At 62.1% G+C, this 16,234-nt stretch carries 20 protein-coding genes; 2 read left to right on the top strand and 18 right to left on the bottom strand.

Annotation, left to right across the window (positions count from 1 at the left end; genetic code table 11):
- Positions 1–103 precede the first annotated feature (103 nt).
- The 18 genes from secY to C8C95_RS07375 all read right to left on the bottom strand — a co-directional run bounded on the left by secY (position 104) and on the right by C8C95_RS07375 (position 13,544).
- Positions 104–1,423, bottom strand: coding sequence for a preprotein translocase subunit SecY (gene secY, locus C8C95_RS07290; protein ID WP_056065391.1), 1,320 nt, complete (start codon positions 1,421–1,423; stop codon positions 104–106).
- Between the two features lie 24 nt (positions 1,424–1,447).
- Complete coding sequence (gene rplO, locus C8C95_RS07295; protein ID WP_056065387.1) at positions 1,448–1,879, bottom strand: 50S ribosomal protein L15; 432 nt, start codon at positions 1,877–1,879, stop codon at positions 1,448–1,450.
- 10 nt (positions 1,880–1,889) lie between these two features.
- Positions 1,890–2,072, bottom strand: coding sequence for a 50S ribosomal protein L30 (gene rpmD / locus C8C95_RS07300; protein WP_005793644.1), 183 nt, complete (start codon positions 2,070–2,072; stop codon positions 1,890–1,892).
- A gap of 14 nt (positions 2,073–2,086) precedes the next feature.
- Entirely contained in the window at positions 2,087–2,605 is a 519-nt protein-coding gene (gene rpsE, locus C8C95_RS07305) for a 30S ribosomal protein S5 (protein WP_015016014.1), read from the bottom strand.
- Between the two features lie 17 nt (positions 2,606–2,622).
- Entirely contained in the window at positions 2,623–2,988 is a 366-nt protein-coding gene (gene rplR / locus C8C95_RS07310; protein ID WP_005793639.1) for a 50S ribosomal protein L18, read from the bottom strand.
- An 11-nt stretch (positions 2,989–2,999) separates the two neighbouring features.
- Positions 3,000–3,533, bottom strand: coding sequence for a 50S ribosomal protein L6 (gene rplF / locus C8C95_RS07315; RefSeq protein ID WP_056065384.1), 534 nt, complete (start codon positions 3,531–3,533; stop codon positions 3,000–3,002).
- A 25-nt stretch (positions 3,534–3,558) separates the two neighbouring features.
- Positions 3,559–3,954, bottom strand: a complete 396-nt coding sequence (gene rpsH / locus C8C95_RS07320) for a 30S ribosomal protein S8 (protein ID WP_005793636.1) — start codon at positions 3,952–3,954, stop codon at positions 3,559–3,561.
- A gap of 20 nt (positions 3,955–3,974) precedes the next feature.
- Complete coding sequence (gene rpsN / locus C8C95_RS07325) at positions 3,975–4,280, bottom strand: 30S ribosomal protein S14 (protein WP_015016017.1); 306 nt, start codon at positions 4,278–4,280, stop codon at positions 3,975–3,977.
- Positions 4,281–4,288: 8 nt separating this feature from the next.
- Entirely contained in the window at positions 4,289–4,828 is a 540-nt protein-coding gene (gene rplE / locus C8C95_RS07330; protein ID WP_005793632.1) for a 50S ribosomal protein L5, read from the bottom strand.
- Between the two features lie 9 nt (positions 4,829–4,837).
- On the bottom strand, positions 4,838–5,158 hold the full coding sequence (gene rplX / locus C8C95_RS07335; protein WP_008906524.1) for a 50S ribosomal protein L24: 321 nt from the start codon (positions 5,156–5,158) through the stop codon (positions 4,838–4,840).
- Positions 5,159–5,167: 9 nt separating this feature from the next.
- On the bottom strand, positions 5,168–5,536 hold the full coding sequence (rplN, locus tag C8C95_RS07340; protein ID WP_007861702.1) for a 50S ribosomal protein L14: 369 nt from the start codon (positions 5,534–5,536) through the stop codon (positions 5,168–5,170).
- Positions 5,537–5,730: 194 nt separating this feature from the next.
- Positions 5,731–7,323: a glycerol-3-phosphate dehydrogenase/oxidase gene (locus tag C8C95_RS07345; RefSeq protein WP_116748127.1), complete on the bottom strand. Its 1,593-nt coding sequence runs from the start codon at positions 7,321–7,323 to the stop codon at positions 5,731–5,733.
- A 188-nt stretch (positions 7,324–7,511) separates the two neighbouring features.
- Entirely contained in the window at positions 7,512–9,242 is a 1,731-nt protein-coding gene (locus C8C95_RS07350; RefSeq protein ID WP_056065378.1) for an ABC transporter substrate-binding protein, read from the bottom strand.
- A 113-nt stretch (positions 9,243–9,355) separates the two neighbouring features.
- The gene (locus C8C95_RS07355) at positions 9,356–9,664 is read right to left on the bottom strand and encodes a DUF2160 domain-containing protein (RefSeq protein WP_056065375.1); all 309 of its coding nucleotides are present in this window, start codon (positions 9,662–9,664) and stop codon (positions 9,356–9,358) included.
- Positions 9,665–9,676: 12 nt separating this feature from the next.
- Complete coding sequence (locus tag C8C95_RS07360; protein WP_116748128.1) at positions 9,677–10,489, bottom strand: carbohydrate ABC transporter permease; 813 nt, start codon at positions 10,487–10,489, stop codon at positions 9,677–9,679.
- Positions 10,482–11,378 (bottom strand): sugar ABC transporter permease, encoded by an 897-nt coding sequence (locus C8C95_RS07365; protein ID WP_116748129.1) that lies wholly within the window; start codon positions 11,376–11,378, stop codon positions 10,482–10,484. Before C8C95_RS07365 ends, C8C95_RS07360 begins: the two co-directional genes overlap by 8 nt.
- The gene (locus tag C8C95_RS07370) at positions 11,375–12,451 is read right to left on the bottom strand and encodes an ABC transporter ATP-binding protein (RefSeq protein ID WP_116748130.1); all 1,077 of its coding nucleotides are present in this window, start codon (positions 12,449–12,451) and stop codon (positions 11,375–11,377) included. The genes C8C95_RS07365 and C8C95_RS07370 overlap by 4 nt, the downstream gene beginning before the upstream one ends.
- A gap of 1 nt (position 12,452) precedes the next feature.
- On the bottom strand, positions 12,453–13,544 hold the full coding sequence (locus tag C8C95_RS07375; protein ID WP_116748131.1) for an ABC transporter ATP-binding protein: 1,092 nt from the start codon (positions 13,542–13,544) through the stop codon (positions 12,453–12,455).
- Between the two features lie 235 nt (positions 13,545–13,779).
- On the opposite strand from C8C95_RS07375, the gene C8C95_RS07380 reads away from it, so the two are divergent.
- A complete protein-coding gene (locus C8C95_RS07380; RefSeq protein ID WP_015016027.1) occupies positions 13,780–14,544 on the top strand; it encodes a DeoR/GlpR family DNA-binding transcription regulator in 765 nt (254 codons plus the stop codon).
- Between the two features lie 21 nt (positions 14,545–14,565).
- Positions 14,566–16,059, top strand: coding sequence for a glycerol kinase GlpK (glpK, locus tag C8C95_RS07385; protein ID WP_116748132.1), 1,494 nt, complete (start codon positions 14,566–14,568; stop codon positions 16,057–16,059).
- Positions 16,060–16,234 lie beyond the last annotated feature (175 nt).

The raw sequence follows: 16,234 nt of genomic DNA on the forward strand, positions 1-16,234 counted from the left end.
TGCTTCGCACGGAACACAATTTGTGCCCGCGAAAAATCGTGGGGCGCCAACTCAACCGATATCCAACTCTTTGCAGGCAGCGCTGGGCGCTGCCCTCGTGATGTCAACCGCCTGCACTGCCTTTGAAGTTCGCCTTCTTGAGCAGCGATTCGTACTGTTGCGACATCATGTAGTTCTGGACCTGGGCCATGAAGTCCATGGTCACCACCACAATGATCAGCAGGGAAGTCCCACCAAAGTAAAACGGTACGTTGTACTTCAGGATCAGAAACTCCGGCAACAGACACACGAAGGTGATGTACACGGCACCGGCCAAGGTCAGGCGAACCAGGATCTTGTCGATGTAACGGGCAGTTTGTTCACCGGGACGAATGCCTGGGATGAACGCGCCACTCTTCTTCAGGTTGTCTGCTGTCTCGCGGCTGTTGAACACCAACGCCGTGTAGAAGAAACAGAAGAAGATGATCGCAGCGGCATAGAACATCACATAGATCGGCTGACCTGGAGTCAGTGCACCCGAGATGTCCTTGAGCCAACGCATCGATTCACCAGCACTGAACCAATTCACCACAGTCGCAGGCAGCAAGATGATGGACGACGCGAAGATCGGAGGAATCACACCAGCCATGTTCAGCTTCAAGGGCAAGTGCGACGATTGACCGCCGTACACCTTGTTGCCGACTTGTCGCCGTGCATAGTTCACCAGGATCTTGCGCTGACCACGCTCCACAAACACCACGAAGTAAGTCACCAGACCCACCACGATAACGATGAAGATGGCTGCCAGGATGCTCATCGCGCCAGTACGAACCAGCTCCAGAAGACCACCGATCGAACTGGGCAACCCGGCGGCGATACCACCGAAGATCAGGATCGAAATCCCGTTGCCCAGACCACGCTCGGTGATCTGCTCACCCAACCACATCAGAAACATGGTTCCGGCCGTCAAACTGACCACTGCAGTCAGGCGGAAGCCAAAACCGGGGCTCAGAACCAAGCCAGCAGAGCTTTCGAGAGCCACGGCAATACCCAGAGACTGGAACAGGGCCAGGCCCAGGGTTCCGTAACGAGTGTATTGCGTGATCTTCCTGCGACCAGCTTCGCCTTCCTTCTTCAACTGCTCAAACGCGGGCAGCACGTAGGTCATCAGCTGCATGATGATCGATGCCGAGATGTACGGCATGATCCCCAGTGCGAACACTGTGAAACGCGACAGCGCGCCACCCGAAAACATGTTGAACAGGTTCAGGATGCCGCCCTGCTGGCCACTGAACAGCTGCTGAAGTTGGGCTGGATCGATACCAGGCACAGGGATATGAGCCCCGATGCGGTATACGACCAGCGCCAGCAACAGAAAAACCAGACGACGACGCAGGTCGCCGAATTTTCCGGTCTTTGCAATTTGAGCCGCGCTAGTAGCCACAGATGCCTTCCTTCAGTGCCACACTCAGGCGACGCTGCCGCCAGCAGCTTCGATGGCTGCCTTGGCACCAGCCGTAGCACCCACGCCAGACAGCTTGACTGCCTTGCTCAGGGAACCGCTCTTGATGACCTTGACCACCTTGGCCAGCTCGCCCACCAGACCAGCTTGCTTCAGTGCCAGCACATCCACTTCGGCCAGGCCCAGTTGGTCCAGCGCCGTCAGCGTGACTTCTGCATTGAACTTGAGCAGGTGCGACTTGAAGCCGCGCTTGGGCAAGCGACGTTGCAGCGGCATTTGACCGCCTTCGAAGCCCACCTTGTGGTAGCCACCAGAGCGGGACTTTTGGCCCTTGTGACCACGGCCAGCGGTCTTGCCCAGGCCGGAGCCGATACCACGGCCTACGCGGCGCTTGGCATGCTTGGCGCCGTCTGCGGGCTTGATGCTATTGAGTTCCATGATCTATCTCTCAGACGATTTTGACCAGGTAGCTGATCTTGTTAATCATGCCGCGAACTTCGGGCGAATCCTTCAATTCGCTGACGCTGTTCAGCTTGCGCAGACCCAGGCCACGGACGGTGGCGCGGTGCGATTCCTTGGTGCCAATCGGGCTGCGCACCAGTTGAATCTTGACGGTTTGTTGCGTTGTCATATTCAGGCTCCGGTTCAGGCGAAGATGTCTTCGACTGTCTTGCCGCGCTTGGCTGCAACGTTCGACGGAGTCGTCGAATTGACGAGCGCGTCAAAGGTAGCACGGACCATGTTGTAGGGGTTGGACGAACCATGGCTCTTGGCCACGATGTCGGTCACACCCAGTACTTCAAAGACTGCGCGCATAGGACCGCCAGCAATGATACCGGTACCCTTGGGTGCGGGAGCCATCATCACCACCGCCGCGCCATGGTGGCCGGTCACGTTGTGATAGATGGTGCCGTTCTTCAGGGACACCTTGACCATGTTGCGGCGGGCTTCTTCCATCGCCTTTTGCACAGCAGCAGGCACTTCCTTGGACTTGCCCTTACCCATGCCCACGCGGCCGTCACCGTCGCCAACCACAGTCAGTGCGGCGAAACCGAGAATACGGCCACCCTTCACGACTTTGGTCACGCGGTTGACCGCGATCATTTTTTCGCGCAGACCGTCGTCACGACCTTCGTCTTGCACTTTGGGTTGAAATTTAGCCATTTTTTATTCCGCTCCGCTTAGAACTGCAGGCCGGCTTCACGGGCTGCGTCGGCCAAAGCCTTGACGCGACCGTGGTAAGCAAAGCCTGCGCGATCAAATGCAACCTTCTCGACACCTGCAGCTTTCGCCTTTTCAGCGATACGCTTGCCGATGATCTGGGCTGCAGCGGCATTGCCACCCTTGCCCGAACCGCCGAGCGACTTGCGCACGTCGGCTTCTGCCGTCGAAGCGCTTGCCAGCACCTTGCTGCCGTCGCCGGAGATCACACTGGCGTAGATATGGAGGTTCGTACGGTTCACGGTCAGACGCGCCACGCCTTGCTGTGCAATGCGGATGCGGGTCTGGCGCGAACGACGAAGACGCTGCTCTTTCTTGGTCAACATGTTGCAGCTCCTTATTTCTTCTTGGTCTCTTTGATCGTGATCTTTTCGTCCGCGTAGCGGATGCCCTTGCCCTTGTAGGGCTCGGGTGGACGAACAGCACGGATCTCAGCGGCGATCTGACCGACGCGTTGACGATCAGCACCCTTGATCACCACTTCAGTGGGGGTAGGGGTGGCAACCGTGATACCAGCGGGCATCTCGATGTTGACCGGGTGCGAATAGCCGACGGCCAGGTTCAGCTTGGAACCAGCTGCAGCAGCCTTGTAACCCACACCTACCAAGCTCAGCTTCTTTTCGAAACCCTTGCTAACGCCGACCACCATGTTGTTGACCAACTGGCGAATCGTGCCGCTCATGGCATTGGCTTCGCGGGAATCATTGGCAGGCTCAAAGCTGAGCTTGCCTTCATTGCTGGACACCTTCACCAGCGCGTTTTGCGCCAGCGACAGGGTGCCGCCAGAACCCTTCACGGAGATCTGGTCACTCTTCACGGACACATCCACACCTGCGGGGATGGTCACGGGCATTTTTCCTACTCGGGACATTTCAGTTTCTCCTCAATGCCGCGGGTTAGGCCACGTAGCAGAGCACTTCGCCACCGACACCGGTAGCGCGCGCCTTGCGATCGGTCATCACGCCCTTGGGCGTTGTGACAATTGCCACACCCAGACCGTTCATGACTTGTGGAATGGAATCACGGCCTTTGTAGACACGCAGACCAGGGCGGCTGACGCGCTCGATTCGCTCAATCACTGGACGGCCTGCGTAATACTTCAGGGCAATTTCGAGTTCGGACTTGCCAGCTTCGGTCTTGACCTGGAAGCCGTCGATATAACCTTCGTCCTTCAGCACCTGGGCGATGGCGATCTTCACTTTGGAAGATGGCACCAGAACCGTGGCCTTGGAGACCATCTGTGCATTACGGATGCGGGTCAGCAAGTCAGCGATGGGATCACTCATGCTCATGTTTAATCTCTCCTGCCTGCTTACCAGCTGGCCTTGGTGACACCTGGGATGTCGCCATTGAAAGCCAGTTCGCGGATCTTGGCGCGAGCCAGACCGAATTGACGGAAGGTGCCACGTGGACGACCGGTGATTTCGCAACGGTTACGCTGACGTGTGGGGTTTGCGTTGCGCGGGAGCTTTTGCAGGCCCAGACGGGCTGCATCACGCTCTTCGTCGCTGCGCTTGGCATCGCCAGCGATTGCCTTCAGTTCCGCATACTTGGTTGCGTACTTGGCTGCCAGTTTTTCGCGCTTCAGTTCGCGCTGGATCAAAGCTACTTTAGCCATGCTTCGCCTCAGTTCTTGAACGGGAAACGGAAACCAGCGAGAAGCGCCTTGGCTTCTTCGTCGGACTTGGCCGTCGTGGTGATGCTGATATTGAGACCGCGCAGGGCGTCAACCTTGTCGTACTCAATTTCAGGGAAGATGATCTGTTCTTTGACGCCGATGTTGTAGTTGCCACGGCCATCGAAGGCGCGACCGGAGATACCACGGAAGTCACGAACGCGGGGCAGCGCCACGGTCACGAAACGATCCAGGAACTCATACATCTGCACGCCACGCAGCGTGACCATGCAACCAATGGCCTGACCTTCGCGGATCTTGAAACCAGCGATAGCCTTCTTGGCCTTGGTCACCACAGGCTTCTGACCAGCAATCTTGGTCAGGTCGGCCACAGCGTTGTCCATCACCTTCTTGTCCGAGACTGCTTCGCTCACGCCCATGTTCAGGGTGATCTTGGTCAGACGAGGAACCTGCATCGGCGAGGTGTAACCGAACTGCTTGGTCAGCTCGGGAGCGATCTTGTCGCGGTAAATTTCTTGGAGTCGTGCCATGTTTACCCCTTAGGCCGCCTTGATTTCAGCGCCGCTGGACTTGAACACGCGAACGCGCGTGCCGTCAGCCTGCACCTTGATGCCCACGCGATCAGCCTTGCCAGTAGCGGCATTGAAGATGGCCACGTTGGACTGGTGAATCGGCATGGCCTTTTCGATGATGCCGCCCGTCGTACCCTTCATAGGGTTTGGCTTGGCGTGCTTCTTGACCAAGTTGATACCGTCGATGACGAGGTGAGAGTCATCCTTGCGCAGCGACACAGTGCCACGCTTGCCCTTGTCACGGCCGGTCAGCACGATGACTTCGTCGCCCTTGCGAATCTTGTTCATGGCGCGTCCTTAGAGAACTTCAGGAGCCAGGGACACGATCTTCATGAACTTCTCGGTACGCAGTTCACGCGTCACGGGTCCAAAGATGCGGGTGCCAATGGGCTCCAACTTTGCATTCAGCAACACTGCTGCGTTGCCGTCGAATTTGACGAGCGAACCGTCGCCGCGACGAATACCCTTCGCCGTGCGAACCACCACTGCGCTGTAAACCTCGCCTTTTTTGACGCGGCCACGTGGAGCGGCTTCTTTGATGCTCACCTTGATGATGTCGCCAACGCTTGCATAGCGACGCTTCGAGCCACCCAGCACCTTGATGCAAAGGACGGACTTGGCGCCGGTATTGTCGGCAACCTCTAACCGAGATTCTGTCTGGATCATTTCAATATTCCCAACTTGCACCAGAAGACAACAGCCCCAGAGAACTTCTCAAGGGCTGCAAATCAGCCAGTCAGTCTTGGGCCCGTCGTCCGCACCGCAAACCATTTGCAGCACTTCCCGCTGGGCAGAAACTTCACGTATGAAACGCGAAGCCTTCGATTATTGCAAAAGACTTTTAGGAAGTCAAGCGCGTGTTATGTGGGCACATGCAGATACTGTTGCGCCAGGGCCAGAAAGGCCTCGAGTTGCGGATCGGCGCCTAGCTCCTCGCGCAGGAGGCCTGCGACAACCGGCGCCAGCTCAATCGCCTTGCGGGCATCCAGGAACAGCAGACGCGAACGCCGCGCCAGCACATCTTCCACCGTACAGGCGTATTCGTAGCGGGCCGCAAAGCGCACCATTGCCTCCGTCAGGCCGCCCCCGAGATCCGTCTGCGCTCCGGGCATTGCCCGCACCTCAGCCGCTTCCGTGCCGTAAGAGTGCAGTCCTTGGGCATCGCTGATGCGGTGCTGTACGGGCTCCCGAGGAGTTCCCACCAACGGAAGATGATTGGTCACCCCAGCTGGTTTTTCAGGCAACAGCCCCGTGGTGAAGCATTTTTGCAACACATCTTCGGCCATTGCCCGGTAGGTGGTCCATTTTCCACCCGTCACGGTGATCAGGCCGCTGCGGCTGGCCAGCACCGTGTGCTCCCGGCTGATCTTCTTGGTGTTGTCGCCGTCGTCGTCTTGCGGCTTGACCAGCGGGCGCAAGCCCACCCAGATGCTGCGGATGTCCTCGACGCGAGGCGCGCGGGTCAGGTAGCGGGCGGATTCCTCCAGGATGAAGCGCACTTCCTCCCGGAAGGGCTCGGGCTCCCGTACCACGTCCTGGCGCGGGCTGTCGGTGGTGCCAAGAATGAGTTTGCCCAGCCAGGGCACGGCAAACAGCACGCGGCCATCGGCCGTTTTGGGCACCATCAAGGCGTGGTCGGACGGCAAGAACTCCCGGTCCACCACAATGTGTACGCCCTGACTGGGCGCCACCATGGGCTTGACGGGCCGCCCGATGGCTTCGCCGTCCATCTGGCGCAGGGTGTCCACCCACACGCCCGTGGCGTTGACCACCGACCGGGCGCGCACGGTGAACTGTTGGCCGCTGTCCGCGTCCTCGCAGACAAAGCCCACGACCTTTCCGGCCTCGTGGACCAGCGACTTGGCTGGGCAGTAATTGACCACCAAGGCGCCCAGGCTGGCCGCCGTGCGCGCCAGCGCCAGCGCCAGGCGCGCATCGTCAAACTGGCCATCCCAGTATTTGACCCCGCCTTTCAGGCCCTCGGTACGGGCGGTGGGCAGGCACCGCAGGGTGCGCTCGCGCCCCAGGAACTGGGTGGCGCCCAGGCCCGCCTTGCCTGCAAGCGCGTCATACATCATCAGCCCGATGCCATAGAAGGGTGTTTCCCAGAAACGGTAAGACGGCATCACAAAGGGCAGCGGTTGCGCCAGATGGGGCGCGTTGTGCAGCAGCGTGGTGCGTTCATGCAGCGCCTCGCGCACCAACGCGATGTTGCCCTGGGCCAGGTAACGGACCCCGCCATGCACCAGCTTGGTCGCACGGGACGAGGTTCCTTTGGCGAAATCGTGTGAATCCACCAGCACGACGCTAAAGCCGCGCGCCGCGGCATCCAGCGCCACCCCCAGGCCCGTCGCGCCACCACCGATCACGGCGAGGTCATACTGGTGCGGCTGGGCGAGGCGGGCCAGGAGGTCGGCGCGCCGTGTAGGAAGGGGTGCGGTGGCAATGGTCATGGGGTGATTGTCCATGGGCGGAGTAGAAACCAAGGGTTTACCCTTGAATCCCTGACACTCCCGGGGTGAGAACCCGCCCCGCAGCCGCACAGGCGCCGAGGGCGGTATCGAGCAAAAAAGGCAGCCAGAGACCTTGTGAGCCCTGGCTGCCGATCAATGGTGGTTACAACCACACCTTGATCTGTGGATCAGCGCGTCTTGCCGTCCTTCCACGCCTGCAGCAACTTGTCGTAGGCAATGGTTTCGCCCTTTGGCTTCTCATTGGCCAGCTTCTTCCAGGGGGCCTGCTTGTCGCTCAGCCACTTGTTGGGGTCGCTCTTGGGGTTGAGCTTGGGCGCGCAGTGGGCCATGCCTGCGCGTTCCAGGCGGGCCATCACCTGGTCCATCTCGTCGGCCAGGGTGTCCATGGCGCCCTGGGGAGTCTTCTCGCCCGTGACCGCCTGCGCCACGTTCTTCCACCACAACTGGGCCAGCTTGGGGTAGTCGGGCACATTGGTGCCGGTAGGCGACCATGCCACGCGCGCCGGGCTGCGGTAGAACTCGACCAGGCCACCGAGCTTGGGCGCGGCGTCCGTCATGGCCTTGGACTGGATGTCGCTCTCGCGGATCGGGGTCAGGCCCGTCAGCGTTTTCTTGAGCGACGTGGTCTTGGCCGTCACGAACTGGGCGTACAGCCAGGCGGCAGCCGTCTTGTTGGCGTCATGGTCCTTGAAGAAGGTCCAGGAGCCCACGTCCTGGTAGCCGTTCTGCATGCCCTGCTTCCAGTAGGGGCCGTTGGGGCCGGGGGCCATGCGCCACTTGGGCGTGCCGTCGGCGTTCACCACGGGCAGGCCGGGCTTGGTCATGTCGGCCGTGAAGGCGGTGTACCAGAAGATCTGCTGCGCGATCTGACCTTGCGCGGGCACGGGGCCGGCTTCGCCGAAGGTCATGCCCGTGGCTTCCTTGGGCGCGTACTTCTTCATCCAGTCCACGTACTTGGTCAGCGCATATACGGCTGCGGGCGAGTTGGTCGCACCGCCACGGGCCACGCTGGCGCCCACTGGCGTGCACTTGTCGTCCGCCACACGGATGCCCCATTCGTCGATCGGCAGGCCGTTGGGCGCGCCGATGTCGGCAGAGCCCGCCATGGACAGCCATGCGTCGGTGAAACGCCAGCCCAGGGAGGGGTCCTTCTTGCCATAGTCCATGTGGCCATAGATAGGCTTGCCATCGATGTTCTTCACGTCGTTGGTGAAGAACTCGGCGATGTCCTCATAGGCGCTCCAGTTGAGCGGCACACCCAGGTCGTAGCCATACTTGGCCTTGAACTTGTCCTTGATGTCCTTGCGGTCGAACAGGTCGGCGCGGAACCAGTACAGGTTGGCGAACTGCTGGTCGGGCAACTGGTACAGCTTGCCGTCTGGCCCGGTCGTGAACTTGGTGCCGATGTAGTCCTTGATGTCGATGCCGGGGTTGGTCCACTCCTTGCCTGCACCGCCCATGTAGTCGGTCAGGTTCATGATCTTGCCGTAGCGGTAGTGCGTTCCGATCAGGTCCGAGTCCGAGATCCAGCCGTCATAGATGGACTTGCCCGACTGCATGGAGGTCTGCAGCTTCTCGACCACGTCGCCCTCCTGGATCAGGTCGTGCTTGACCTTGATGCCAGTGATTTCCTCGAACGCCTTGGCGAGCGTCTTGGATTCGTATTCGTGGGTGGTGATGGTCTCGGACACCACCGAGATTTCCTTCACACCCTTGGCCTGCAGCTTCTTGGCCGCGTCCATGAACCACTTCATTTCGGCCATCTGCTGGTCCTTGCTCAGCGTGGAGGGCTGGAACTCGGTGTCGATCCATTTTTTGGCCTCCGCCTCGCCCGCCATGGCGGCCTGACCCGTCATGACCGCCACTGCCAGTGCCAGCGCTGTGTACCGCGTCTTCATAGTGCCTGTCTCCTCATAGTCATCTCCCCTTTGGATGCAAGGGTCACGCGGCTCCGGGGAAGGGTTGAGCCGCGCGACGGGAACCATTGAAACCAAGGCTGCCTGCAAACACCTCACCCCTTGCGCAGGATGAGCAGCAGCAGCGCCATCGACAACACAAAGCTGATCCAGATCGACGGGTCGCCCTGCAGGCTGAACCACTGGGCCAGCTTGCCGCTGACACCAACAAAAATCAGATTCACGTAGGCCGCCGACAACAGCCCAATGAACAGCCGATCACCGCGCGTTGTCTCCAGCGGCAAAAAACCCTTGCGCATCGTCGTGGGCGACTTGATCTCCCACACCGTCATACCGATCAGCATCAGCACGATGCAAATGAAGAACACCGCCACGGGCAGCGTCCAGGCCATCCAGTCAAACATGTCGCTGCCTCCTCAAACCCGCCCCATCGCAAAGCCTTTTGCGATGTAGTGGCGAACAAACCAGATCACGATCGCACCCGGCACGATGGTCAGCACGCCAGCGGCGGCCAGCGTCGCCCAGTCCATGCCCGAGGCGCTCACGGTGCGCGTCATGGTGGCCACGATGGGCTTGGCATTCACGCTGGTCAGCGTGCGCGCCAGCAGCAGCTCGACCCAGCTGAACATGAAGCAGAAGAACGCGGCCACACCCACACCAGCCTTGATGAGCGGCAGGAAAATGGTCATGAAAAAGCGTGGAAAGCTGTAGCCATCGATATAGGCCGTCTCATCGATCTCGCGCGGAATACCGCTCATGAAGCCTTCCAGAATCCACACCGCCAGCGGTACGTTGAACAGCAGGTGCGCCAGTGCCACGGCAATGTGCGTGTCCATCAACCCCACGGTGGTGTAGAGCTGAAAGAACGGCAGCAGGAACACGGCGGGCGGCGTCATGCGGTTGGTCAGCAGCCAGAAGAACACATGCTTGTCGCCCAGGAACTGGTAGCGGCTGAAGGCATAGGCGGCGGGCAGCGCCACGGTGAGCGAGATCACCGTGTTGATGCCCACATAGATCAGGCTGTTGACGTAGCCCGAATACCAGGACTCGTCGGTGAAGATGGTCTTGTAGTTGTCCCACGTGAAATGCTGGGGAAAAAACGAGAACGTCGAGAGAATCTCCGCGTTGGTCTTGAAGCTCATGTTGACCATCCAGTAGATGGGCAACACGGCGAAGACCAGGTAGGCAACGAGAAAAATCGACCGCTTCTGGAAGCGCTTTTCATTCATGGCCGGCTCCTTCGTTGCTGGCGGTACCCACGCGCTGCATCCAGTTGTAGAGGATGAAGCACAGCAGCAGGATGATGAAGAAATAGATCAGCGAAAACGCTGCGGCAGGGCCCAGGTCGAACTGGCCCACGGCCTTGGTCGTCAAGTACTGGCTCAGGAAGGTGGTGGCATTGCCCGGCCCGCCGCCGGTCAGCACGAACGGCTCGGTGTAGATCATGAAGCTGTCCATGAAGCGCAGCAGCACCGCAATCATCAGCACGCCACGCATCTTGGGCAGCTGGATGTAGCGGAACACCGCGAACTTGCTGGCGCCATCGATGCGGGCCGCCTGGTAGTACGCGTCGGGGATGGAGCGCAACCCGGCAAAGGCCAGCAGAGCGACCAGCGGCGTCCAGTGCCACACATCCATCAGCAGCACCGTGAGCCACGCCTGCGTGGCGTTGCCGGTGTAGCTGTATTCGATGCCCACCTCTTGCAGCAGCCTGCCCATGAGGCCGATATCGGCACGGCCATAGATCTGCCAGATGGTGCCCACCACGTTCCAGGGGATCAGCAACGACAGCGCCACCACCACCAGCACGGCCGACGACTTCCAGCCCTGCGCAGGCATGGACAGCGCCAGCAGGATGCCCAGCGGAATCTCCACCGCCAATACGGCCAGCGAGAAGGTGAGCTGGCGCAGCAACGCGGCGTGCAGTTCCTCGTCGCGCATCACCTGCACGAACCACTCGGTGCCCACGAAGACGCGGCGCTCCGGGCTGATGATGTCTTGCACCGAGTAGTTCACCACCGTCATCAGCGGCAGGATGGCCGAGAAGGCCACGCACAGGATCACGGGCAGGATCAGGAACCAGGCTTTCTGGTTGACGGGTTTGGTGGTTGCGCTCATGCCAGCAACTCCTCATTTTGGTAAAAGCAGGTGTGCTCACCCAGCACCTGCAGCCAGGCCGTGTCACCGGCCGATGGCAGGCGCGTCTCGGGCGTGAAACGCGCCTTGACGGTGTGCTCGCCCACCTTGGCGGTCAGCATCTGGTAGGTGCCGATGTCCTGCACCTGCACCACCGTGCCGGGCAGTGCACCGGCCTGTTGCGGCTGGGCCAGCGCCAGGTATTCGGGGCGAATGCCGACCTGCAGGGCGCCAGCGGGCAGCGTGCGACCCACGGGGCTGGCCAGGCGGTTGCCAGCCACGGTAAGGCTGTCGCCCTCGCTGTGCGCTGGCAGGAAGTTCATGCCCGGCGAACCAATGAAGTGCCCCACGAAGGTGTGTGCAGGCCGCTCGAACAAGGCGTCGGCCGAGCCCACCTGCACGGCCTTGCCGCGCGTCATCACCACCACCTGATCGGCAAAGGTCAGCGCCTCCACCTGGTCGTGGGTCACATAGATCAGCGTGAGCTTGAGTTCGTGGTGGATCTGCTTGAGCTTGCGCCGCAGCTGCCACTTGAGGTGCGGGTCGATCACGGTGAGCGGCTCGTCGAACAGCACGGCCGCCACATCGGCGCGAACAAGCCCCCGGCCCAGCGAGATCTTCTGCTTGGCATCGGCCGCCAGGCCTGCCGCGCGCTGGTTAAGCTGGCCGCTCATCTCCAGCATCTCGGCGATCACGCCCACACGCTGCTTGATCTGGCCCTCGGGCACCCTGCGGTTGCGCAGCGGAAATGCCAGGTTCTCGGCCACCGTCATGGTGTCGTAGATCACCGGGAACTGGAACACCTGCGCAATGTTGCGCTCCTGCGGGCTGGCGCGTGTCACGTCGCGGCCGTCAAACAGCACCTTGCCATGCGAGGGCACGAGCAGGCCCGACATGATGTTGAGCATGGTGGTCTTGCCACAGCCCGAAGGGCCGAGCAGCGCATAGGCGCCGCCGTCCTCGAACTCCATCTTGAGCGGCAGCAGCGCGTAGTCGCTGTCCTGCTGCGGGTTGGGCTTGTACGAATGCGCCAAGTCCAGGCTGATGCGGGCCATGTCAGCGCCCTCCTTGTGCAGTAGCGGGCCGGGCGGGCGCCCAGGCCAGTCGGCCGTCGGCACCAAACACGTAGGCCTGGGCGGGGTCCAGGTGCAGCGTGATGGACGTGCCCAGTTCAAAGTAATGCACGCCGGTCAGCTGCGCCACCAGGTCACCCCAGGGCGTGGCCGCGTGCACAAAGGTGTCGGAGCCCGAAATCTCGGCCAGCTCCACCACCCCCGCCACGCTGACGTCGCCCGGGCGGGCCGCAACCCGCAGCGCACTGGCGCGCACGCCCACCGTGAGGCCGGCGGCTGCCGCCACGCCTTGTGGCAGCGGCACGCTCAGCTCCAGGCCGCCCTGCAAGCGCACCCCGGCAGGGGTTGCCGAGGCGGCAATCAGATTCATCGGCGGGTCGCTGAAAGCGCGCGCCACGCGCAGCGAATTGGGCGCATGGAACACCTCGGCCGTGGGGCCGTACTGCAGCAGCTGGCCTTCGTCCAGCACCGCCGTGTAGCCGCCCAGCAGCAGGGCCTCGCCCGGCTCGGTGGTGGCGTAGACCACGGTGGACTGACCGGCAGCAAACAGCTGGGTCAGCTCCTCGCGCAGTTCTTCACGCAGCTTGTAGTCCAGGTTCACCAGGGGTTCGTCCAGCAGCATCAGCGGCGCACCCTTGGCCAGGGCGCGGGCCAAGGCCACGCGCTGCTGCTGCCCGCCAGACAGCTCGGCCGGGTAGCGGTCCAGGAACATGTCGATGTGCAGGCGGCTGGCGATTTCGCGCACACGGGCGTCAATGTTCTTTTCGCCGCGCAGCTTCAGGGGCGATGCGATGTTGGCCGCCACCTTCATCGAGGGGTAGTTGATGAACTGCTGGTAGACCATGGCCACATTGCGGTCGCGCACGGGGGTGCCCGTCACGTCCTTGCCATCCACCAACACGCGCCCGTGGGTGGGCACATCCAGCCCGGCCATGATGCGCATCAGGCTGGTCTTGCCCGCCTGGGTCGCTCCCAGCAACACCGTCACGGCATTGGGCTGCAGCGACAGGTTCATGTCGTACAGCCAGGTCTGCGCCCCGACTTTTTTGCTGATGCTGTCCAACGCCAGCTGCATGAAGCATCCTCTTCCGGCCCTGCGGCCTGTGTGAAAGGGCTGCACACACGCACGGCAGCCCTCAAATTTCGATCTTTTTCATTTTTGTTCCTTTTTGTTCGAATCGAATCAAGGTTTACCCTTAATCAATTCGTTTTTGTTCGATTTACAGTCTTTAGCGTGTCACCGGGCACCCAAACGGATGTTTCAGATTCGTTACGATTCGGTGACAAACCACTGCGCACCACACCCCACCGTGAACACCAATCCCCGCCAACTCCAACTCCTCGAAGAAGTGCGCGCGCGCAAGTCCGCCACGGTGGAACAACTTGCCGACACCCTGGGGGTCACGCTGCAGACCGTGCGCCGCGACGTGCAGCGCCTGGCGGAGTCGGGACTGCTCACGCGCTTTCATGGCGGCGTGCGCGTGCCCAGCTCCACGGTGGAGAACCTGGCACACACCCAGCGCGAAAACCTGCATGCCGAAGGCAAGGCACGCATTGCGCGCGCCGTGGCCGAACAGGTGCCCAACGACTGCTCGCTGATCCTGAACATCGGCACCACCACCGAGGCCATTGCCAAGGCGCTGCTGCACCACCGGGGCCTGCGCGTGATCACCAACAACCTGAATGTGGCCGCCATCCTGAGCGGCAACCCCGAGTGCGAGGTCATCGTGGCGGGCGGCGTGGTGCGCGCGCGCGACCGGGGCATCGTGGGCGAAGCGGCGGTGGATTTCATCCGCCAGTTCAAGGTGGACATTGCGCTCATCGGCATTTCGGGTATTGAGCCGGACGGGTCGCTGCGCGACTTCGACTACCGCGAGGTGAAGGTGGCGCAAACCATCATCGAACACGCGCGCGAGGTCTGGCTGGCAGCCGACTTCAGCAAGTTCAACCGCCCGGCCATGGTGCAACTGGCCACGCTGGCACAGATCGACCGCCTGTTCACCGATGCACCGCCGCCACAACCCTTCCCGGCCCTGCTGCAAGATGCTGAAGTCATCTGCACGGTGGCCGCGTAGCTTCCCCTATCCTTTGCCCCCATGACCTACCTGCTCGCCCTCGACCAAGGCACCTCCAGCTCCCGCAGCATCGTTTTTGACGAAGGCGGCCACATCGTGGCGCAGGCGCAGCTGGAGCTGCCGCAGATCTACCCCCAGCCCGGCTGGGTGGAGCACGACCCGCTGGAGATCTGGCGCACCCAGCTCGCCACCGCGCGCGATGCGCTGGCCAAAGCGGGCATTGCGGCCCGCGACATCCGTGCCGTCGGCATCACCAACCAGCGCGAAACCACGGTGCTGTGGAACCGCCAAACCGGCCAGCCCGTGCACCACGCCATCGTGTGGCAGGACCGGCGTGCCGAGCCCGCCTGCGCCCAGCTGCGAAGCCAAGGCCACGCCGCCGCCATCCAGGCCAAGACCGGCCTGCTGGTGGATGCGTATTTCTCGGGCACCAAGCTGCAGTGGATGCTGGACCACGTGCCCGGCGCGCGCGACACGGCCGAGCGCGGCGAACTGGCCTTTGGCACGGTGGACAGCTGGCTGATGTGGAAGCTCACCCACGGCAAAGTGCACGTGACGGACGTGAGCAACGCCTCGCGCACCATGCTGTTCAATGTGCACACCAACCAGTGGGACGACGAGCTGCTGGCGCTGCTGCGCATTCCCAAGGCGCTGATGCCCGAGGTGCTGCCGTCCAGCGCCCACTTTGGCGACATCGCGGCCGACCTGCTGGGCCACGCCATCCGCATTGGCGGCGTGGCGGGCGACCAGCAAAGCGCGCTGTTCGGCCAGGCCTGTTTCACCGCCGGCATGGCCAAGAACACCTATGGCACGGGCTGCTTCATGCTCATGCACACGGGCGGCACGTTCCAGACCTCGCAGAACGGCCTGCTCACCACCAGTGCGGCACAGGCGACGGCGCAACCTGAATTTGCGATGGAAGGCAGTGTGTTTGTCGGCGGCGCGGTGGTGCAGTGGCTGCGCGACGGTCTGCGCGCCATCTCCACCAGCAACGAGGTGGAGTCACTGGCCCAAAGCGTGCCCGATTCGGGCGGCGTGATGATGGTGCCCGCCTTCACCGGCCTGGGCGCCCCGTACTGGAAGCCTGACGCACGCGGCACCATCACGGGCCTCACGCGTGGCACCACGCTGGGCCACATTGCGCGCGCGGCGCTCGAAAGCATTGCCTACCAGAGCGCCGCCCTGCTGCTGGCCATGAGCCGCGACGCCGTGGCCGCCGGCGGCGCCCCGGTGAGCGAGCTGCGTGTGGACGGCGGCGCCTGCATCAACGACTTGCTGATGCAGTTCCAGGCCGACCTGCTGGGCATCCCGGTGGTGCGGCCTGCAGTCATCGAGACCACCGCTTTGGGCGCGGCCTACCTGGCAGGGCTGTCGAGCGGCGTGTACCGCAGCACGGATGAACTCTCGCGGCTGTGGCGCGCCGACCGCCGCTTTGTGCCCACGCTCGGCAGCGCGCGTGCGCAGGAGCTGATGGCGAACTGGGAACACGCCGTGCGCCAAACTGTCGCAGAGTAGCCCCCCTGAGTCGCCTTCGGCGCCTTCCCCTCGCATCGCTGCGCGTTGCGGGCGGGGGACGCTCCCAGCGCCCCTACCAGGGAATGCTGGCAGCCCTTGCGCGGGAGCACTGGCATGGGCCGCGCCAGTTGCACAGGCCATTCGGACAATCACAGGTCTCCGGCGCTACCATGGC

The sequence above is a fragment of the Acidovorax sp. 99 genome (assembly GCF_003096455.1).
GTDB classification, from domain to species: domain Bacteria; phylum Pseudomonadota; class Gammaproteobacteria; order Burkholderiales; family Burkholderiaceae_C; genus Acidovorax; species Acidovorax delafieldii.

Excerpts from the sequence above, each read along its gene's own strand:
- rpsN (WP_015016017.1), bottom strand. The coding sequence starts at position 4,280 with ATGGCTAAAGTAGCTTTGATCCAGCGCGAACTGAAGCGCGAAAAACTG.
- rplR (WP_005793639.1), bottom strand. The coding sequence starts at position 2,988 with ATGTTGACCAAGAAAGAGCAGCGTCTTCGTCGTTCGCGCCAGACCCGC.
- rpsH (WP_005793636.1), bottom strand. The coding sequence starts at position 3,954 with ATGAGCATGAGTGATCCCATCGCTGACTTGCTGACCCGCATCCGTAAT.
- rplX (WP_008906524.1), bottom strand. The coding sequence starts at position 5,158 with ATGAACAAGATTCGCAAGGGCGACGAAGTCATCGTGCTGACCGGCCGT.
- C8C95_RS07350 (WP_056065378.1), bottom strand. The coding sequence starts at position 9,242 with ATGAAGACGCGGTACACAGCGCTGGCACTGGCAGTGGCGGTCATGACG.
- rplE (WP_005793632.1), bottom strand. The coding sequence starts at position 4,828 with ATGGCACGACTCCAAGAAATTTACCGCGACAAGATCGCTCCCGAGCTG.
- C8C95_RS07360 (WP_116748128.1), bottom strand. The coding sequence starts at position 10,489 with ATGAATGAAAAGCGCTTCCAGAAGCGGTCGATTTTTCTCGTTGCCTAC.
- C8C95_RS07355 (WP_056065375.1), bottom strand. The coding sequence starts at position 9,664 with ATGTTTGACTGGATGGCCTGGACGCTGCCCGTGGCGGTGTTCTTCATT.
- rplO (WP_056065387.1), bottom strand. The coding sequence starts at position 1,879 with ATGGAACTCAATAGCATCAAGCCCGCAGACGGCGCCAAGCATGCCAAG.
- rplF (WP_056065384.1), bottom strand. The coding sequence starts at position 3,533 with ATGTCCCGAGTAGGAAAAATGCCCGTGACCATCCCCGCAGGTGTGGAT.
- C8C95_RS07370 (WP_116748130.1), bottom strand. The coding sequence starts at position 12,451 with ATGGCCCGCATCAGCCTGGACTTGGCGCATTCGTACAAGCCCAACCCG.
- rpsE (WP_015016014.1), bottom strand. The coding sequence starts at position 2,605 with ATGGCTAAATTTCAACCCAAAGTGCAAGACGAAGGTCGTGACGACGGT.
- C8C95_RS07375 (WP_116748131.1), bottom strand. The coding sequence starts at position 13,544 with ATGCAGCTGGCGTTGGACAGCATCAGCAAAAAAGTCGGGGCGCAGACC.
- rplN (WP_007861702.1), bottom strand. The coding sequence starts at position 5,536 with ATGATCCAGACAGAATCTCGGTTAGAGGTTGCCGACAATACCGGCGCC.
- glpK (WP_116748132.1), top strand. The coding sequence starts at position 14,566 with ATGACCTACCTGCTCGCCCTCGACCAAGGCACCTCCAGCTCCCGCAGC.
- C8C95_RS07365 (WP_116748129.1), bottom strand. The coding sequence starts at position 11,378 with ATGAGCGCAACCACCAAACCCGTCAACCAGAAAGCCTGGTTCCTGATC.
- C8C95_RS07345 (WP_116748127.1), bottom strand. The coding sequence starts at position 7,323 with ATGACCATTGCCACCGCACCCCTTCCTACACGGCGCGCCGACCTCCTG.
- rpmD (WP_005793644.1), bottom strand. The coding sequence starts at position 2,072 with ATGACAACGCAACAAACCGTCAAGATTCAACTGGTGCGCAGCCCGATT.